At 61.3% G+C, this 19,453-nt stretch carries 15 protein-coding genes and 1 other RNA gene; 9 read left to right on the top strand and 7 right to left on the bottom strand.

All coding sequences use genetic code 11. The annotated features are described in order from the left end of the window. The first annotated feature begins 131 nt into the window (after positions 1 to 131). The 9 genes from ligA (at position 132) to ACP7BN_RS15650 (ending at position 12,240) form a co-directional block, all read left to right on the top strand. A complete protein-coding gene (gene ligA / locus ACP7BN_RS15610) occupies positions 132 to 2,489 on the top strand; it encodes an NAD-dependent DNA ligase LigA (protein ID WP_426205132.1) in 2,358 nt (785 codons plus the stop codon). A 214-nt stretch (positions 2,490 to 2,703) separates the two neighbouring features. After that, positions 2,704 to 3,870 (top strand): zinc-binding metallopeptidase family protein, encoded by a 1,167-nt coding sequence (locus tag ACP7BN_RS15615; protein ID WP_426205133.1) that lies wholly within the window; start codon positions 2,704 to 2,706, stop codon positions 3,868 to 3,870. 111 nt (positions 3,871 to 3,981) lie between these two features. Continuing rightward, positions 3,982 to 4,078, top strand: an RNA gene (gene ffs / locus ACP7BN_RS15620) — signal recognition particle sRNA small type. A 139-nt stretch (positions 4,079 to 4,217) separates the two neighbouring features. Continuing rightward, positions 4,218 to 6,185 carry a hypothetical protein gene (locus ACP7BN_RS15625; protein WP_426205134.1) on the top strand — a complete coding sequence of 656 codons (1,968 nt, stop codon included), beginning with the start codon at positions 4,218 to 4,220 and terminating at the stop codon, positions 6,183 to 6,185. A gap of 186 nt (positions 6,186 to 6,371) precedes the next feature. Then, on the top strand, positions 6,372 to 8,456 hold the full coding sequence (gene dnaX, locus ACP7BN_RS15630) for a DNA polymerase III subunit gamma/tau (protein ID WP_426205135.1): 2,085 nt from the start codon (positions 6,372 to 6,374) through the stop codon (positions 8,454 to 8,456). 67 nt (positions 8,457 to 8,523) lie between these two features. Beyond that, positions 8,524 to 8,862, top strand: a complete 339-nt coding sequence (locus tag ACP7BN_RS15635) for a YbaB/EbfC family nucleoid-associated protein (RefSeq protein ID WP_426205136.1) — start codon at positions 8,524 to 8,526, stop codon at positions 8,860 to 8,862. A 302-nt stretch (positions 8,863 to 9,164) separates the two neighbouring features. Beyond that, positions 9,165 to 10,199: an NADP-dependent oxidoreductase gene (locus ACP7BN_RS15640; protein WP_426205137.1), complete on the top strand. Its 1,035-nt coding sequence runs from the start codon at positions 9,165 to 9,167 to the stop codon at positions 10,197 to 10,199. A gap of 66 nt (positions 10,200 to 10,265) precedes the next feature. Next, entirely contained in the window at positions 10,266 to 10,868 is a 603-nt protein-coding gene (gene recR, locus ACP7BN_RS15645) for a recombination mediator RecR (protein ID WP_420648782.1), read from the top strand. A 223-nt stretch (positions 10,869 to 11,091) separates the two neighbouring features. After that, positions 11,092 to 12,240: an acyl-CoA dehydrogenase family protein gene (locus ACP7BN_RS15650; RefSeq protein WP_426205138.1), complete on the top strand. Its 1,149-nt coding sequence runs from the start codon at positions 11,092 to 11,094 to the stop codon at positions 12,238 to 12,240. 148 nt (positions 12,241 to 12,388) lie between these two features. On the opposite strand, the gene ACP7BN_RS15655 is transcribed toward ACP7BN_RS15650, so the two are convergent. The 7 genes from ACP7BN_RS15655 to ACP7BN_RS15685 form a co-directional block, all read right to left on the bottom strand. Then, the gene (locus ACP7BN_RS15655) at positions 12,389 to 12,937 is read right to left on the bottom strand and encodes an adenine phosphoribosyltransferase (RefSeq protein ID WP_426205139.1); all 549 of its coding nucleotides are present in this window, start codon (positions 12,935 to 12,937) and stop codon (positions 12,389 to 12,391) included. A 78-nt stretch (positions 12,938 to 13,015) separates the two neighbouring features. Continuing rightward, positions 13,016 to 13,750, bottom strand: coding sequence for a fumarate/nitrate reduction transcriptional regulator Fnr (fnr, locus tag ACP7BN_RS15660; protein WP_426205140.1), 735 nt, complete (start codon positions 13,748 to 13,750; stop codon positions 13,016 to 13,018). 118 nt (positions 13,751 to 13,868) lie between these two features. Next, positions 13,869 to 15,251 carry an oxygen-independent coproporphyrinogen III oxidase gene (hemN, locus tag ACP7BN_RS15665; RefSeq protein WP_426205141.1) on the bottom strand — a complete coding sequence of 461 codons (1,383 nt, stop codon included), beginning with the start codon at positions 15,249 to 15,251 and terminating at the stop codon, positions 13,869 to 13,871. An 86-nt stretch (positions 15,252 to 15,337) separates the two neighbouring features. Then, positions 15,338 to 16,021: a sulfite exporter TauE/SafE family protein gene (locus tag ACP7BN_RS15670; protein WP_039770036.1), complete on the bottom strand. Its 684-nt coding sequence runs from the start codon at positions 16,019 to 16,021 to the stop codon at positions 15,338 to 15,340. Further along, positions 16,014 to 16,226: a cbb3-type cytochrome oxidase assembly protein CcoS gene (ccoS, locus tag ACP7BN_RS15675; protein ID WP_426205142.1), complete on the bottom strand. Its 213-nt coding sequence runs from the start codon at positions 16,224 to 16,226 to the stop codon at positions 16,014 to 16,016. The genes ACP7BN_RS15670 and ccoS overlap by 8 nt, the downstream gene beginning before the upstream one ends. A 23-nt stretch (positions 16,227 to 16,249) precedes the next feature. Beyond that, positions 16,250 to 18,700 (bottom strand): heavy metal translocating P-type ATPase, encoded by a 2,451-nt coding sequence (locus tag ACP7BN_RS15680; protein ID WP_426205143.1) that lies wholly within the window; start codon positions 18,698 to 18,700, stop codon positions 16,250 to 16,252. Positions 18,701 to 18,913: 213 nt separating this feature from the next. Beyond that, on the bottom strand, positions 18,914 to 19,453 hold the full coding sequence (locus ACP7BN_RS15685) for a FixH family protein (RefSeq protein WP_426205144.1): 540 nt from the start codon (positions 19,451 to 19,453) through the stop codon (positions 18,914 to 18,916).

Genomic DNA, 19,453 nt, shown 5'->3' on the forward strand with positions numbered 1-19,453 from the left:
GCCCCAAAATTACGGCGGCTTCGCCACCGAGCGGGAGCAAGCTCCCTCGCCACAATGTCCATAGCCTTGAGCTACTGTGATTAAAAGATTGAGCAGCCTCGGCTGCTCTTTTGCTTTATGAGAGAACACCCATGACCGCCGCCAAAAACCGCATTCTAGAGCTGCGCGCTGAGCTGGATCAGCACAACTACCGTTACCACGTCCTCGACGAGCCGAGCATTCCGGACGCCGAGTACGATCGGTTGTTCCACGAGCTCAAGGCGCTGGAAGCGGCCAATCCGGAGTTGATCACCAGTGACTCGCCGACCCAGCGCGTCGGCAGCGTGGCGCTGACCGCATTCACTCAAGTGCGTCACGAAGTGCCGATGCTCAGCCTCGGCAACGCCTTCGAAGAAACCGACATGCGCGAGTTCGACCGGCGGGTGACCGAAGGTCTGGATCTGCCGGTCGGCGATCTGTTTGGCGGCAGCGCGGCGGTGGAATACAGCTGCGAACCGAAACTCGATGGCCTGGCGGTCAGCCTGCTGTATCAGGACGGCGTATTGGTGCGCGGCGCCACACGCGGCGACGGCACCACCGGCGAGGACATCAGCGTCAACGTGCGCACCGTGCGCAATATTCCGCTGAAGTTGCATGGCACAGGCTGGCCCGCGACCCTCGAAGTGCGTGGCGAAGTATTCATGTCCAAGGCCGGTTTCGAGCGGCTCAACGCCTCGCAACTGGAAGTCGGCGGCAAAACGTTCGCCAACCCGCGCAACGCCGCCGCCGGTAGCCTGCGTCAGCTGGATTCAAAGATCACTGCGAACCGCCCGCTGGAATTCTGCTGCTACGGCATCGGCCAGATCTCCGCCGACATCGCCGATACCCACATTGGCAATCTCAAGCAACTGCAAGCCTGGGGCATGCCGATCAGTCACGAACTGAAACTGGCCAAAGGCATCGACGAGTGCCTCGACTACTACCGCGACATTGGCGCGCGGCGTAACGCGCTGACTTACGAAATCGACGGTGTGGTATTCAAGGTCAACAGCATTGCCGACCAGCGCGAATTGGGCTTCCGTGCGCGCGAACCGCGCTGGGCCATCGCGCACAAATTCCCGGCCATGGAAGAACTCACCGAGCTGCTCGACGTGGAATTTCAGGTCGGCCGCACCGGCGCGGTCACCCCGGTTGCGCGGTTGAAACCGGTCAAGGTGGCTGGCGTCACCGTGGCCAACGCCACGCTGCACAACATGGACGAAGTCGCGCGTCTCGGCCTGATGATTGGCGACACGGTGATCATCCGTCGCGCCGGTGATGTGATCCCGCAAGTGGTGCAAGTGGTCACCGAGCGCCGCCCTGAAGATGCGCGGCCGGTGCAGATTCCCGAAAGCTGCCCGGTCTGTGGCTCGCACGTCGAGCGCACGCAACTGGTCAAACGCAGCAAAGGCAAGGAGACCATCAGCGAAGGTGCGGTGTATCGCTGCGTCGGGCGTCTGGCCTGCGGTGCGCAGCTCAAACAGGCGATCATTCACTTCGTGTCGCGGCGTGCGATGGACATTGAAGGCCTTGGTGATAAGAGCGTCGAGCAACTGGTCGACGAAGGGTTGGTCAGTTCGCCGGCCGATCTGTATGCGCTGAAGTTCGACGATATCGTCGATCTGGAAGGCTTTGCCGAGGTTTCGAGCAACAAACTGCTCGCTGCGATTGAAGACAGTAAAAAGCCGGGGCTGGCGCGGTTCATTTATGCACTGGGCATTCCCGATGTCGGCGAGGAGACGGCCAAGGTGTTGGCGCGCTCGCTGGGTTCGCTGGAGCGCGTGCAGCAGGCTTTGCCACAGGTGCTGACGTATCTGCCGGACGTCGGCCTGGAAGTGGCGCACGAGATTCACAGCTTCTTCGAAGATGCGCACAACCAGCAGGTGATCACCGAGCTGCTCGGTCACGGTTTGCAGATTCAGGATCAGGGCGAGTTGGGCGCCGAGTTTGCCGCCAGCACCACGCTCGGCGGCTTCCTCGACAAGCTGCATATTCCTTCGGTCGGGCCGGGCGGGGCGCAGAAGCTGGCGGACAAGTTTGGCTCGCTGCAAGGCGTGATGGACGCCGATTGGCTGGACATGCGCCAGGCGCTGCCGGAGAAACAGGCCAATTCGGTTCGCGAGTTTTTCGCTGTGCCCGAGCATCGTCAGCTTGCCGAGTCTGCTGAAAAGCAACTGCGTGATTTCGGCATGCACTGGGAAAGCGAAAAGAAAGTCGTCGAAGGCTTGCCGCTGGCCGGGGAGACCTGGGTGCTGACCGGTAAAGTCGAATTGATGAGCCGCGACGTGGCCAAGGACCATCTGGAAAGCCTTGGCGCCAAAGTTGCCGGTTCCGTTTCCGCCAAAACCCATTGCGTGGTGGCTGGGCCGGGCGCCGGGTCGAAGCTGACCAAGGCTAATGAGCTGGGCGTGAAAGTCATGGATGAAGAAGCGTTTATCGCATTCCTCAAAACCCACGACATCTCGATATAACCTAGAACCTGTGGTGAGGGGATTTATCCCCGTTCGGCTGCGCAGCAGTCGTAAATCCGGCTCATGCGGTTTGCCAGACAAATCGGCGTCGACGGATTTGGGGTCGCTTCGCAACCCAGCGGGGATAAATCCCCTCGCCACAGGGTGTAAACGCCGGGGAACGTTGTTGTCTTGGGAATGATCTAGTCTTGGCCAGCCCCTGGGAGAGATCGCCATGTACCGCTTTTTCGAGCAGCTCAGTTCCCGCATCGTCGCGCCGTTCATGGGCGAGCCTTCGCGCAACAGCAAAATCTGGTCGTGTCGCTGCGGCCAGTCGTTGTTCTTCCGTAACAGCCAATGTCTGGCGTGCAACGCAGTGCTCGGTTATCAACCGGAACACAGTCGCCTGACATCGCTGCAACCTGGCCCACAGGAAGGCACCTGGACGCTGGATGTCGAGCCTGATGCCGGGCTGTTCCGCCGTTGCGCCAATCTCGACACCCCGGCCGCCTGCAACTGGCTGCTGCCAGCCAATGATCACACCGCACTGTGCACCGCGTGCAGTCTGAATCGCACCATTCCTGACCTGTCCGTCGCAGAAAACCCCGAACGCTGGCGCAAAGTCGAAATCGCCAAGCGCCGACTGGTCGCGCAACTGATCAGCCTCGGCCTGCCAGTGATCCCCAAAACCGACGACGAAGACACCGGCCTGGCTTTCGATTTCATCGGCGTCGACCTCGAAGGCAACGCGCCGATGACCGGCCACGCCAACGGCCTGATCACCCTCGACATCAAAGAAGCCGACGACGCCCACCGCGAACAGGTGCGTGCGCAAATGCACGAACCCTATCGCACCTTGCTCGGGCATTTCCGGCATGAAGTCGGGCATTACTACTGGGATCGCCTGATCGACAACGGCCCGTGGCTCGGCGCCTTCCGCAATCTGTTCGGCGACGAGCGCGCCAGTTACGCCGAAGCGCTGGATCGGCATTATCAACAGGGTGCGCCCGTCGACTGGCCGCAGCACTACGTCAGCGCCTACGCCACCATGCACCCATGGGAAGACTGGGCGGAAACCTGGGCGCATTACCTGCACATGATGGATGCGGTCGACACGGCGCTGGGTTTTGGCATGAGCGCACGCGAGATGGATCTCGACTACCAACCGTTTCCGCCAAGCACCCTTTACGATCCGGAGCATCCGGGCGGCGCGGCGTTCCTGTCGTTCGTCAACGCGTGGATCGAACTGGCCGGTATGCTCAACGAACTGTCACGCAGCATGGGTCAGCCGGATTTCTATCCGTTCGTGCTGCCGCCGGCGGCGATTGCCAAGCTGCACTTCATTCATCTGGTGATCCAGCAAGAGGGTGGCCGGGCGGACGAGGTGTTGCAAGCGCAATAGCAAGTGCTTGAGTCGCTTCATATTTTTAATCTGAAACCAACGGTTGTAACTTCGTCTCAGATAGGTACAATGGCGCGGCTCGCCGACAGGCAAGCGTCGTTATGGTGACCCCATCGGTCCCCCCGCAACGATTACCCGTGAACCTGGTCAGATCCGGAAGGAAGCAGCCACAGCGGGAACATTGTGTGCCGGGGTGTGGCTGGTGGGGTCGCCACCTTAACGAAAAATCGCACCAAACCTGAACTGCATGGGTTTCGCCCACTGCGGTTTTTTTGTGTCTGCGATTTCTCACTCGATACGAAATGCCCTATGGTAGCCGGCCTGTCCTCCCGCGGCTGCGAGGTTGTATGCACCCGGAACATCTCGAATTATCCAATCCCGTTTTTTTGCCCGTCACCGACGAAGTCTGCGCGAGCCTGCTGCTGCCCGATGGCGCAGCTGCGCTCGACGCCCTGACAGACCCGGAGCTGGCGGCGGTGTTGGTCATTCAGAATCTGGAGCAAGCGACGGAGGCCGACCAGAACGCCGCTGCGGCTGAAAAGGTTCTGGCGAAGCTTATTGGTTGGGCGGTCGATACCCGGCGTTCAACCGGTGCAGGATTGTTGGCCGAGGCGCGTCGGCTGTTCGATCAGCGCAAACTGTACTTCGGCCTGCAGGCGATCAAAGGTTTGAACCTGCGTTTTCTGCTGGCCGATGAGGTGGCGGCGCGCGATTATCTGTTGCCCGATGGCAAGTGGGATGTCGGGTACAAGTTTCGCCATCATATCGGCAACAATCCATTCAGCCAGCAGATGGTCACGCCCAAACATCGCGAGCGCTGGTTGAGCGCTGCGCAAGACAAACTGGTCAGAACCTTTCGCGCCAATCTCGATGAAGACCTGCACGTTCAGGGTTACGCGGGCATCGGCAAGAGTCATCTGCTGGTCGCGTTGCTCGAGCACTTGCGCCCCGAGCGCACGTTGTTGCTGGCGCACACCGATGCAAAACTGGACAACCTGCGCAAACGCATGAAGGGCGTGATCGAGAAGAAGGCCGGCCGGACTTTTCAGCAATTTGCTCATTCGCTATTGCTTGGCCGCCGCCCGCAGTTCGCCAATACCCCGGCGCGGGTTGCGAGCAAGCAAGCTGTGGCACAGGAACTGAACATCTTCGGGTTTCGTCACCACGACGGGCAGGCAACTCTGGATGTCTGTCTGCAAGTGATCGAGCGCTATTGCCGCTCGCGCGAACACAGTTTCTCGACCAACCATCTGCCGTATTTCACTCAGGCATTGTCCCGTTCGGACGCCAGCGTGCTGCTCGAATATTCCAGTCGCCTGTGGGGTTACCTTGAGCTGAATCCGGCATGGGGCAGCCAGACTGGATTCGACGCGTTGTTGCTGTTGAAACGCGCAAACCTGGCCGATTGTCTGGTGCCGCCGCGCTACACGCATGTGCTGATCGACGAAAGCCAGGACATTCCCGCGCCGCTGCTGCAGATCATCGAGCGCGGCCGTCAGGTGCTGATCACCCTCGGCGATGAATACCAGCAGGCCAGCGGCGTGGCGGTCAAACGCAAGCGTGAAGTTCGCCAGAGCGATATCAGCTTCTCCGTACGTTCCGGCCGCGCTGTCGAGCGCCTGGTCAATCCGCTGATCTCGCGCCATTCGCAGAAGAGCAAGATTCCCTTCGAAGGCGCGCGTGATGCCGACGTCGCTATCGAGGAATACCCGACGGGTTTCGTTCCGCCCGAGGGCTGTGTGGTGCTGACGGCGTCGCGCTGGGACACGATGAAGTGGGTTATCGAGCTACACAAAACCAACTGTGCGTTCAGTTTTCCGGACAAAACGGCGCAGGAAGATTTCAAGCAGTTCATGGGTTCGGCCATCGCCATGTTCAAGCCGGACTTCTATAGCACTGAATACAGCGAAAAAGGCTTGCACCCGTATTTCAGCGACATGCCCGACTGGCAAGCCGTATGCGACGCCAATCATTTTGATGAGTCGTTTCACTGGGTCAGGGAGGAGCTGGAAAAAGGCTTCAAAGTTGCCGATCTGACGCTGCTTAACCGGATGCTCGGCAACCCGGCTAATCCCTGCGTACTGATGCTGGCTGAGGACGCGGGCGGAATGGAGTTCGATCAGGCGCTGCTGACTCCCGAGTTGCTCACCACTGTGATGTTCAAGGACGCCTACGAGTTCGATCAGCGTATCTGCGCGGTGTACATCGCCATCTCCCGCGCCAAGCGCAAGCTGTACGTTCCGATCGATGTGGTGGAGTGGGTTGACTATCACCAAAGCCGAGAACCGAAATTCCGCGAATCGCATGGGCACTGACTGGCCGCTTTCGCGCTCATGCCTCCACAGCCCCACTGCATAAACGCTTCGGTCATTCACGCTCCCGAGCCGATAACAGCCCCCGCTGAAGCAGCTTAGCCAGATTAGACGACTACACCGGATGCAATTTTGCCCTTGCTCCGCTAGCATTAGCCGCTTCTGCTTCCCTTGCCGCGACGGTTTTCGATGAGTTATCAGGTTCTTGCACGTAAATGGCGTCCGCGCTCGTTCCGCGAAATGGTCGGCCAGACCCATGTGCTCAAGGCTCTGATCAATGCCTTGGACAGCCAGCGCCTGCACCACGCCTACCTTTTCACCGGTACGCGCGGAGTCGGCAAGACTACGATTGCGCGGATCATCGCCAAATGTCTGAACTGTGAGACGGGTATCACTTCCACTCCGTGTGGCGAGTGTTCGGTGTGCCGCGAGATCGATGAAGGGCGCTTCGTCGACCTGATCGAGATCGACGCCGCCAGCCGCACCAAGGTCGAAGACACCCGCGAGCTGCTCGACAACGTGCAGTACGCGCCGAGCCGTGGGCGCTTCAAGGTCTACCTGATCGACGAAGTGCACATGCTCTCCAGCCATTCCTTCAATGCGCTGCTGAAAACCCTCGAAGAGCCGCCGCCGTACGTCAAGTTCATCCTCGCGACCACCGACCCGCAGAAACTTCCGGCAACGATTCTTTCGCGCTGCCTGCAGTTCTCCCTGAAGAACATGACCCCGGAGCGCGTGGTCGAGCATTTGACCCACGTACTAGGCGCGGAAAACGTGCCGTTCGAAGACGACGCGCTGTGGTTGCTCGGTCGCGCGGCTGACGGTTCGATGCGTGACGCCATGAGCCTGACCGATCAGGCCATTGCCTTCGGTGAAGGCAAGGTGTTGGCGGCGGATGTGCGGGCGATGCTTGGCACGCTTGATCACGGACAGGTCTTCGACGTCCTGCATCGGCTGATCGAAGGCGACGCCAAAGGTTTGCTCGAAGCCGTGCGCCATCTGGCTGAGCAGGGTCCGGACTGGAATGGCGTGCTCTCGGAAATTCTCAACGTGTTGCACCGTGTGGCCATCGCTCAAGCGCTGCCGGACGGTGTCGACAATGGCCATGGCGACCGCGACCGAGTGCTGGCACTGGCTCAGGCGCTGCCGGCCGAAGACGTGCAGTTCTATTACCAGATGGGCCTGATCGGTCGCCGCGACTTGCCGCTGGCGCCAGACCCGCGCGGCGGTTTCGAAATGGTCCTGCTGCGCATGCTGGCGTTCCGGCCGGCAGACACGGCGGACGCCCCGAGGCAACCGCTAAAGCCAGTGGGGATCAGCCAGGCCACAGTTGATTCCGCAAACTCAGTGGCTGCCGCGCCGAAACCTGCGCCGGTGGTCGCTGCTGTTGTGGAGCCGACGCCTGCGCCGGTAGTTGCTCCAGCGCCGGCCCCTGAGCCAGTATCGGCGGTCATCGCCAAACCAGAGCCGGAACCGACGCCCGAGCCAGAACCCGAGCCAGTCGCCGTCGAAGCCGCTGTCGACCTGCCATGGAACGACCCGATCGAGCCTGCGCCGATGCAGCAGCCGGCCGTCGAGCCCGTGCTGGAAACCGCCGCCGAGCAGCCAGAACTGCCGCCGATGCCGCTGCCGATCCCTGACAGCGTGGTGCCGGACGCACCGGAGTGGGCCGCCGCGCCGATTCCCGAGCCGTCCGTGGCCGACGTCGATGCCGCGACTCCGGGCAGCGACGACGATGAGCCGCCGCTGGACGAGGATTACATCGAGCCGGACATGGATTCGGCCTACAGCTATCTCGACGAACTGGCCAGCGAACACGCTGCGGACCCTGAGCCGGAACCCGAGCCTGAACCGGCGGCGATGCCGGCCACCGGTCTGGCCCTGCAATGGCTGGAGCTGTTCCCGAAATTGCCGATCTCCGGCATGACCGGCAGCATCGCCGCCAACTGCACGCTGATCGCGGTCGATGGCGACCACTGGTTGCTGCACCTCGATCCGGCGCACAGCGCACTGTTCAACAGCACCCAGCAGCGCCGTCTCAACGATGCGCTGAACCAGTTCCACGGGCGTACGCTGACCCTGACCATGGAGCTGATCAAGCCCGAGCAGGAAACCCCGGCCCAGGCCGCATCGCGCCGCCGCGTCAATCGCCAGCGCGAAGCTGAAGAGTCGATCCACGGCGACCCGTTCATCCAGCAGATGGTGCAGCAGTTTGGCGCGGTCGTGCGAAGCGATACTATTGAACCTGTCGACGCTCTGGTCAGTCAGGGCTAATAACTGAAGGCGCCCGGTTGCAATCGCCGGGCGCTGTTTTGATCCAAGTACTTTTGAGGTGATTCCCATGATGAAAGGTGGCATGGCCGGCCTGATGAAGCAGGCACAGCAGATGCAGGAAAAAATGGCCAAGATGCAGGAAGAACTGGCCAGCGCTGAAGTCACCGGCAAGGCTGGCGGTGACTTGGTCAGCGTGGTGATGACCGGTCGTCATGACCTGAAAAAGGTCAATATCGACCCGAGCCTGGTCCCGGGTCTGGACGAAGACGACCGCGAAGTGATCGAAGACCTGGTCGCCGCCGCCATCAACGACGCCGTGCGCAAGATCGAAGCCAACAGCCAGGAAAAAATGGGCGGCATGACCGCCGGCATGGGTCTGCCAGCGGGCATGAAACTGCCATTCTGATTCGCCTTCGGGTGGCAGATGAGCTACAAAAAATGCCAGGCATTGCGCCTGGCATTTTTTTGTCTGCCTGATCGACGAGGGGGACTGTAAGGACGCCATCGCTGGCAAGTCGAATCGTCGCACCGCAGCTCCCACAGGATTCGGAGCTGTTCACATACTTTGTGATCAATACAATTCACTGTGGGAGCTGGCTTGCCAGCGATGAAGTCAACTCGGTGTAACTGAGAAACATCGAACCTGATACCCGCACAAAGGTCTGCTCCCTATACCCCCAGAATTGTTCACTTGAAGGAGACGCTGACATGTCCGACCCTCTGACCCTCAACCAGCGCATCGTGCTGGCCTCACGCCCGGTGGGCGCGCCGACCCCGGAAAACTTCCGTCTCGAACGCGAGGCGTTACCAGATCTCGAAGACGGCCAGGTCCTGCTGAAAACCCAATACCTGTCTCTTGATCCCTACATGCGCGGGCGCATGAGTGACGCACCGTCCTACGCCGCGCCGGTAGAAATCGGCGAAGTTATGACCGGTGGGGCTGTCAGCCGCGTCGAGCGCTCGCGTCATCCGAAATTCCACGAAGGTGATCTGGTGGTCGGCGCCACCGGTTGGCAGAGCCACAGCATCAGCGACGGGCGCAACATCATTCCGATACCATCCGGGCTGCCTAGTCCGTCGATGGCCCTCGGTGTGCTGGGCATGCCGGGCATGACCGCGTACATGGGCCTGATGGACATCGGTCAGCCGAAAGAAGGCGAGACACTGGTGGTGGCCGCAGCTTCTGGGGCAGTGGGTTCGGTCGTCGGCCAGGTCGCCAAGATCAAAGGCCTGCGCGCAGTCGGCGTGGCCGGGGGTGCCGAGAAGTGCAAATACGTGGTGGAGGAGTTGGGTTTCGACGCGTGTATCGATCACAAAGCGCCTGACTTTGCCGAACAACTGGCCAAAGCTTGCCCCGATGGCATCGACATCTACTACGAAAACGTCGGCGGCCATGTGTTCGACGCGGTGGTGCCGCTGCTCAATCCAAAGGCGCGGATTCCATTGTGCGGTCTGATCGCCGGCTATAACGCTTCCCAAGCGCCGACAGGTCCGGATCGTCTGCCGATGTTGCAGCGCACTCTGCTGACCAAGCGTGTGCGGATTCAGGGCTTTATCGTGTTCGACGACTACGGTGATCGTCAGCCGGAATTCATCAGCGCGATGGTGCCGTATGTACGCGATGGCAAGGTCAAATTCCGCGAAGACGTGGTCGATGGCCTGGAGCAGGCACCTGAAGCCTTTATCGGGCTGCTGGAGGGGCGCAACTTCGGCAAACTGGTGGTGCGGGTCGCCCTGGATTGAGAATTTGACGCTGGCCGGAGGCGCGGGTATAAACCGCGTCTCGTTGTTTTGTCGGACTTTTTACCCATGAGCTTCAGCCCTTTGATTCGCCAACTGATCGACGCCCTGCGAATTCTGCCGGGTGTGGGTCAGAAAACTGCCCAGCGCATGGCGTTGCAGTTGCTCGAACGCGACCGCAGCGGCGGCACGCGCCTGTCTCAAGCGCTGGGTCAGGCCATGGAAGGGGTCGGACACTGCCGCCAATGCCGTACGCTGACCGAAGACGACCTCTGCCCGCAATGCGCCGACACCCGCCGTGACGACACGCTGCTGTGCGTGGTGGAAGGGCCGATGGATGTCTACGCGGTCGAGCAGACCGGGTTCCGTGGTCGCTACTTTGTACTCAAGGGGCACTTGTCGCCGCTGGATGGCCTTGGCCCGGAGGCGATCGGCATTCCGCAGTTGCTGGCGCGGATCGAAGAGGCGGGGACTTTCACCGAAGTCATTCTCGCGACCAACCCGACTGTGGAAGGTGAGGCGACGGCGCATTACATCGCGCAGTTGTTGCAGCACAAAGGCCTGATCGCTTCGCGTATCGCTCATGGCGTGCCGTTGGGTGGCGAGCTGGAGTTGGTGGATGGCGGGACCCTGGCGCATTCGTTTGCCGGGCGGAAACCGATATCCCTCTGAATACTTGGGTGTCTGGTCGGACGCTATCGCTGGCAAGCCAGCTCCCACAGTGGGATGTGTCGATTACAAATATGTGCACAACACAGAAGCCTGTGGGAGCTGCGGTGCGACGATTCGACTTGCCAGCGATGAAGGCACCTCGGTCTATCTGGCCCACACATTCCAGTTGAAAACCAAGCAAGCGCTCGGTTAACGTCGGCGAACCCCTCAGTGGAGTTCGCCGATGCCTGCCTTCCAGGAATACTTCGATCCCAGCCACCAAATGGTCCGCGACAGCGTCAGACGTTTCGTCGAGCGCGAGATCCTGCCTGACATTGACGCGTGGGAAGAATCCGAAAGCTTCCCCCGCGAGCTGTACCTGAAGGCCGGCGCCGCCGGCATTCTCGGCATCGGCTATCCCGAAGCACTCGGTGGCAGCCACGAAGGCGACCTGTTCGCCAAAGTCGCCGCCAGCGAAGAGCTGATGCGCTGCGGCTCCGGCGGATTGGTCGCGGGCCTGGGTTCTCTGGATATCGGCCTGCCACCCATCGTCAAATGGGCGCGCCCGGAAGTGCGTGATCGCGTAGTGCCGCAAGTGCTCAGCGGCGCGAAGATCAGCGCGTTAGCTGTTACCGAGCCAAGCGGCGGCTCCGACGTCGCCAACCTGCAAACCCGCGCCGTGCGTGACGGCGATTACTACCGGGTCAGCGGTAGCAAAACCTTCATCACCAGCGGTATCCGCGCCGATTACTACACCGTCGCGGTGCGCACCGGCGCGCCGGGTTTCGGCGGCATCAGTCTGTTGCTGATCGAGAAGGGCACCCCGGGTTTCACCGTCGGCCGGCAACTGAAGAAAATGGGCTGGTGGGCGTCGGACACGGCTGAATTGTTCTTCGACGATTGCCGTGTGCCTGTAGGAAATCTGATCGGCGCAGAAAACATGGGATTCGCCTGCATCATGGGCAACTTTCAGAGCGAGCGTCTGGCACTGGCGCTGATGGCTAACATGACTTCACAACTCGCGCTGGAGGAAAGCCTGAAGTGGGCGCGCGAGCGTGAGGCTTTCGGTAAACCGATTGGCAAGTTTCAGGTGATCAAACATCGCCTCGCCGAAATGGCTACGGCGCTGGAGGTGTCGCGGGAGTTCACTTACCGGCAGGCGGCGAAGATGGCGGCGGGCAAGAGTGTGATCAAGGAGATATCCATGGCCAAGAATTTCGCTACGGACACCTCGGATCGCATCACCACGGAGGCGGTGCAGATTCTTGGGGGCATGGGTTACATGCGCGAGAGTCTGGTGGAGCGGTTGTATCGGGATAACCGCTTGCTGTCGATTGGCGGCGGAACGCGGGAAGTGATGAACGAAATCATCAGCAAGCAGATGGGGCTGTGATCTGAGTTATTGCTACTGGCCCCATCGCTGGCAAGCCAGCTCCCACAGGTTTTTGGGGTGTACACGTTATTTGTGAACGACCGGGATAACTGTGGGAGCGGGCTTGCCCCGGGCGGCGATCCGACGATGGCGTCAGTACAGACGCCGCTTATTTATCAGACAGCGCAAACTGGGTCAGGCAAAAGGTCGGAATGCCCATGTCCTGCAAACGCTGCGAACCACCCAGCTCCGGCAGATCAATGATCGCCGCCGCTTCGTGAACGCGGGCGCCCATGCGGCGGATCAGGTTCGCTGCAGCAATCAGGGTACCGCCAGTCGCGATCAAATCATCAAACATCACCACCGTATCGCCTTCACACAGGCTGTCAGCGTGCACTTCAAGGAAGGCTTCGCCGTACTCGGTCGCGTAACCCTCGGCCAGCACGTCAGCCGGCAGCTTGCCTTGCTTGCGGAACAGCACCAGCGGCTTGTTCAACTGATAGGCCAGCACCGAGCCGATCAGAAAACCACGCGCATCCATCGCGCCGATGTGGGTGAAATCGGCTTCCACATAGCGGTGGGCGAAGCTGTCCATCACCAGGCGCAGGGCCGTCGGCGACTGAAACAGCGGGGTGATGTCGCGGAAGATCACGCCCGGTTTCGGGAAGTCGATCACGGGGCGAATCAGGGATTTGATGTCGAAGGAGTCGAAGACCATCGTCGAGTTGTCCTGGCAGGGCTGCAAACGACGCAGTATACCCGCGGCTGAAACGATTCGCTCGGCCGCGGGTCGAGATCAGACTTCGAGCGAGCCGCCGGCCAGTGCGCACAGCTGGATCGGGTCGAGGATATGAATTTCCTTGCCCTCGGCAGCAATCAGCGCGTTCTGCTGGAAACGCGTGAACACCCGGGACACGGTTTCCACCGCCAACCCCAGATAATTGCCGATTTCATTGCGCGACATGCTCAAGCGGAACTGGTTGGCCGAAAAGCCGCGAGCGCGGAAACGTGCCGACAAATTCACCAGGAAAGTCGCGATGCGCTCGTCGGCAGTTTTCTTCGACAGCAGCAGCATCATCTGCTGATCGTCGCGGATTTCACGGCTCATCACGCGCATCAGCTGACGACGCAGCTGCGGCAGTTGCAGGGCCAGTTCGTCGAGACGTTCGAAGGGGATTTCGCAAACCGAGGTGGTTTCCAGTGCCTGGGCGGAGACCGGGTGTTTCTCGGTGTCCATGCCCGAGAGGCCGACCAGTTCGCTCGGCAGGTGGAAGCCAGTCAATTGTTCTTCGCCGGCATCGCTCAGGCTGAAGGTCTTGAGGGCGCCGGAGCGCACTGCAAAAACGGAATCGAACGTGTCGCCCTGGCGGAACAGAAACTCACCTTTTTTCAACGGGCGACCGCGTTTAACGATTTCGTCCAGCGCATCCATGTCTTCCAGATTCAGAGAAAGTGGCAGGCAGAGAGGGGCCAGGCTGCAATCCTTGCAGTGTGCCTGGTTGTGAGCGCGCTGTTTAACTGGCTCAGACATTTCTTCAATCCTTGTGGGAAAACACACATAAGACGTAAGGGTAACCCACGAGAGGACATCCAGGCCAGCTTGTGGCGAGATTGCCCCACAGGCATAAAGCCGCAGGGCAACGCCAAAGTCAGATCACCCGGGAAAAACGCTGACGGTTCTGCTGTTCCAGATAGGCGTCGAAGACCATGCACACCGAACGCACCAGCAAGCGTCCGGCCGGTAGTACATTGATCCGATCACGATCAAGTTCGATCAGGCCATCCCTGGCCATGTCTTGCAGTTGCGGCCAGAGTGCGCCGAAGTAGCCTTGAAAATCGACGTTGAAGGTGCGCTCGATTTCGGCGAAATCCAGGCTGAAATTGCAGATCAATTGCTGAATCACAGCGCGGCGCAAGCGATCATCGGCGTTGCACACCAGGCCACGGCTGGTCGCCAGTTGCGCGGAGGCCAGGGTGTTCTGGTATTCATTCAGGTCACTGCTGTTCTGGCAGTACAGATCACCGATCTGGCTGATCGCCGACACGCCAAGACCAATCAAATCGCAGTGCCCATGTGTCGTGTAGCCCTGGAAATTGCGCTGTAGCGTCGATTCTTCCTGAGCGACCGCCAGTTCATCGTCGGGCAGGGCAAAGTGATCCATGCCGATGTAACGGTAGCCGGCGGCGGTCAATTGCTCGATGGTGCGCTGGAGCATTTCGAGTTTCTGTGCGGGCGCCGGCAGTTCGTTGCCATTGATCCGCCGCTGCGGCATGAAGCGCTCCGGCAGGTGCGCGTAGTTGAACACCGAGAGCCGGTCCGGTTGCAGGCTGATGACTTCGTCGACGGTACGGGCGAAGTTGTCCGGGGTCTGCTTCGGCAAGCCGTAGATCAGGTCGATGTTGATCGAGCGAAATTGCAGGGTGCGTGCCGCATCAATTACCGCACGGGTTTCTTCCAGACTTTGCAGGCGATTGACCGCGCGCTGCACCGCCGGGTCGAGGTCTTGCAGCCCGATGCTCACGCGATTGAAGCCCAGTTCCCGCAGCAGGCCCATGGTCGACCAGTCGGCTTCACGTGGGTCGATTTCGATGCCGTAGTCGCCGGAATCATCGTCGAGCAGATTGAAATGCTTGCGCAGATGCGCCATCAACTGGCGTAGCTCATCGTGGCTGAGAAAGGTCGGAGTGCCGCCGCCGAAGTGCAGTTGCTCGACTTTCTGGGTCGGGTCGAGGTGGCAGGCGATCAACTGGATTTCCTGCTCGAGCCGTTGCAGATAGGGCAGGGCGCGCCCGCGATCTTTGGTGATGACCTTGTTGCAGGCGCAGTAGTAGCAAATGTTCGCGCAGAACGGCACATGCACGTACAGCGACAACGGGCGCTGCGCCTTGCGGCTGTCGCGCAGGGCGTGGAACAGGTCGAAGGTGCCGACCTGACTGTTGAATTGAACGGCCGTGGGATAAGAGGTATAGCGCGGCCCCGCCAGGTCGTAGCGGCGGATCAAATCGGTGTCCCAACGAATGGCGTCGAGCATGCGGGCGTTCCCCGGATAGGCTGGCAGTGTTGGCGAGTCTATCGGGGTGAGGCGATGGGGCTCTTGATTTGCATCAACCGCAGATCTTAATGGCCCATCAGCCAATGCTGATGCGGGCCGGGCAATGTCCAGATGCCGAACAGGATGACCAGCAAGCCGCCGGCCATGCGCACGCTGCGTTTGCGCAACAACGCGGTGACGCGCTCGGCGGCGAGGCCGGTCGCGAGCAACACCGGCCAGGTGCCGAGGCCGAACGCGAGCATCAACAACGCACTGTCCAGCGCATTGCCCTGACTCGCCGACCACAGCAAGGTGCTGTAAACCAGTCCGCACGGCAGCCAGCCCCACAGCGCGCCAAGGAGCAAGGCGCGAGGCAGGCTCGACACCGGCAACAGGCGATTGGCGACCGGTTGGATGTAGCGCCACAAACCGCGGCCGAGGCTTTCGATGCGGGTCAGTCCGCTCCACCAGCCGGCCAGATACAAACCCATGGCGATCAGCAGCAGCCCGGCCAGCACGCGCATGAACAACGCCGCAGGACTGTTGGCCACCGCCCATCCGGCCAGGCCGATCAACAGACCAGCCGTGGCGTAACTGAGGATGCGCCCGAGGTTGTAGGCCAGCAGCAAGCGAAAGCGCCGACTGCGTTGTTCCTTGGGAATTGCCAGCGTCAGCGCGCCCATCAAACCGCCGCACATGCCCAGGCAATGACCGCCGCCGAGCAAGCCGAGGATCAGCGCCGACACCAGCAGTGGCGCCAATTCAAGCATGGGGTGGGGCCTTGTCTTCAGGTTTGGTCGCTTTGGCTTCATCGACCGCTGCGGTGTGATTCGGGTCCTGATCGTCGAACAAAATGCTGTGGGCCGGACCGTCGAGGTCGTCGTACTGACCGCTGTCCACTGCCCAGAAAAATATGTACACAGCGATGGCCACGATCAGCAGCGCGGCCGGGATCATCACGTAAAGAGCTGGCATCTGCTACTCCAGGCCCGCGCGGCTCAGGCCGGCAGCGGGCGATTTTCCGACGTGGCGTGAATGCCCGGCGCGCTCGGCAGACGAGTCAGACGCAGGGCATTGAGCACCACGGTCAACGAACTGATCGACATGCCGACCGCGGCCCACACCGGGGTGATCCAGCCGAGGGCCGCGAATGGCAACATGAGGCCATTGTACAGCGCGGCCCACAGCAGGTTTTCGATGATTACCCGACGCGTGCGCCGCGCGAGGGTGAAGGCTTGTACCAGCGCGTCGAGGCGATTCGACAGCAGCACCGCGTCAGCACTGGTCTTGGCCAGATCGGTGGCCGAACCCATCGCCACGCTGATGTCGGCTGCCGCCAGAACCGGCACGTCGTTGACCCCGTCGCCAAGCATCAACACCTTGCGCCCTTCCTTGTGCAGCTGTTGCAGCACTTGCAGCTTGTCGTCGGGGCGCAGACCGCCGTGGGCCTCGTCGATACCCAGTTCGGCGGCGACACTGGCGACCATCGGCGAACTGTCGCCCGACAGCAGCAGCGTCCGCCAGCCGCGCGCCTTGCACGCGGCGAGCAACGCCGGAGCATCGGCACGCAAGCGATCATCGAGAACCAACCACGCCAGCGGCCCGTGGCTGTCACCGAGCAGCAGCCATTGGCCGGCTTCGTCGGGCATGGCCGGCACTTTGGCTGCGCTGAGTGCGCAGACAAATTCAGCCTGGCCGATGCGTAAACGCTGTTCGCCGACCAGACCTTCCAGCCCCAGTCCCGGTGAACTGTGTACTTCTTCGGCGGCCAGCGGCGCTCGGCCAAAGGCGCGGGCAATCGGGTGTTCCGAGCGGTTTTCCAGCGCGGCAGCGAGGCTCAGGCATTGATCGCTGTCGAGCGCGCCGAGCGGGCGGATCGAACGCAGCACCAATCGCCCTTCGGTGAGGGTGCCGGTCTTGTCGAAAATCACCGTGTCGATCTGGTTCAGGCCTTCCAGCACATGCCCGCGCGTCAGCAACAGACCGAGTTTGTGCAGGGTGCCGGTGGCGGCGGTTAGCGCGGTCGGCGTTGCCAGCGACAGTGCGCAAGGGCAGGTCGCGACGAGCATGGCCAGAACGATCCAGAACGCCCGCGACGAATCCAGCTCCCACCACAGCAGGCCGATGGCGGCGGCGGCGATCAACGACAGCAGCAGAAACCATTGCGCGGCGCGGTCGGCGATTTCTGCCAGACGTGGCTTTTCGGCCTGGGCGCGGTCGAGCAAACGGACGATGGCCGACAGTCGCGTGTCCTGGCCCAGCGCCTGCACTTCGACCGTCAGTGCGCCTTCGACGTTGAGCGTGCCGGCGGTGACCGCATCGCCCGGCCTGCGCGGTTGCGGCAGGTATTCGCCGGTCAGCAGCGATTCGTCGACGCTCGACTGGCCGTCGAGGATCTTGCCGTCTGCCGGCAGAATCGAACCCGGCTGCACCAGCACGTGATCGTTGAGGCGCAGTTCGCTGAGCAGGATGCGCTCGCTCTGGCCGGACTCATCGAGACGCAGGCACGAGGCCGGCAACAGATTGACCAACTGCGCGGTGGCGGCAGCGGTGCGCTCACGGGCGCGGCGTTCCAGATAGCGTCCGGCGAGCAGGAACAGCGCGAACATGCCCACCGCGTCAAAATACAGCTCGCCGACACCCGTGATCGAGGTCCAGATCCCGGCGATGTAGGCGCCGCCAATCGCCAGCGACACCGAAACGTCCATGGTCAGATGGCGGGTGCGCAAATCACGCATCGCGCCTTTGAAGAACGGCGCACAGCTGTAGAACACGATCGGCGTGGTCAGAAACAGCGCGACCCAGCGCAGGATCGTGTGCAGCTCGGGGCTGAGGTCGATGTTGAATTCCGGCCAGGTGGCCATGGTCGCCATCATCGCCTGGAACCACAGCAAACCGGCGACACCGAGTTGACGCAGGGCGAGGCGGTTTTCGCTGGCCAGTTGTTCGCTGGCGCGGTCGGCCTGATACGGGTGCGCGGCGTAACCGATGTGGCGCAGTTCGCCGAGGATCTGGCTCAGCGGCAATTGCGCGTCGGCCCAGCGCACGTGCAGGCGATGGTTGGACAGGTTCAATCGCGCCTCGGCCACTGCCGGCAGGGTGCGCAGGTGCTTTTCGATCAACCAGCCGCACGCGGCGCAACTGATGCCTTCCATCAGGAGGGTGGTTTCGGCCAGTTCGCCTTCATGCCGCACGAAAGGTTTTTGCACATCGGCGCGATCGTACAGCGCCAGCTCGTCGACCAGTTGCACCGGCAGCGCTTGGGGGTTCGCCGACGCTTCGCTGCGATGCAGGTAATAGCTTTCGAGCCCGCCGGCGACGATGGCTTCGGCCACGGCCTGACAGCCCGGACAGCAGAACTCACGCGACTCCCCTAGCACGACAGCGGTGAAGCGGCTGCCGGACGGAACGGGCAGGGCGCAGTGGTAGCAGGGGAGTGGGGTGGTCATGGCATCGTCGACGGGGTAAGCCCGGGTATTTGAGTGGTCCGCTTGCCCTCACCCCAGCCCTCTCCCGGGGGGAGAGGGAGCCGAATGGTGGTGGCCGGATTAACAGGTTCAGTCAGCGCTAGCGTTACTGGCATACATGGCCAGTACAAGCTCCCGAGATCAGTCCCCTCTCCCTCTGGGAGAGGGCTAGGGTGAGGGGCTTTTGACGTTGACTCACTTCTTCAAATCTTCCGCGCCCTGGAGGGGTTCGTCTCCGAGCAGCAGATCCTTGTCATGGCTGACCTGTTCTTCTTCGAACATCCGCCAAATATGCTCATCCTGCGTACCGAGCAATTCGACAAACCGCCGACCTTCAACCTTGTCACCCAACTGGCCAATATAGCGGCCCGCTTCGGATTCACTGCGCGCCAGAACAATCTTGCGATCCTTCTCCGGTTGCGTCGGCGAGATCAGATTCAGCTCCAGCGTCTTCGGCTGGCTGTCACCGCTCAAGCGCAAATCGACTTCGCCAGTGACGCCATCCAGATGCACGCTCGCACGCATCTTCAGCGTCTGCGCCAGCAACTCGCGATCCAGCGAACGGTTGATGCCCTTGCCCGCCTCGTAGTAGTTGTCGTTGACCAGATTGTCCGGGTTGTTCACCGCGATGGTCACCATGGACAGGGTCAGGGTCACCGAGCAGGCGAGAATCGCAATGATGATCCATGGCCAAAGGTGCTTGTACCAAGGACTTGCGGCGTTTGCTGCGGGCAT

The organism is Pseudomonas sp. TWP3-1 (genome assembly GCF_049896625.1).
Classification (GTDB): Bacteria; Pseudomonadota; Gammaproteobacteria; order Pseudomonadales; family Pseudomonadaceae; genus Aquipseudomonas.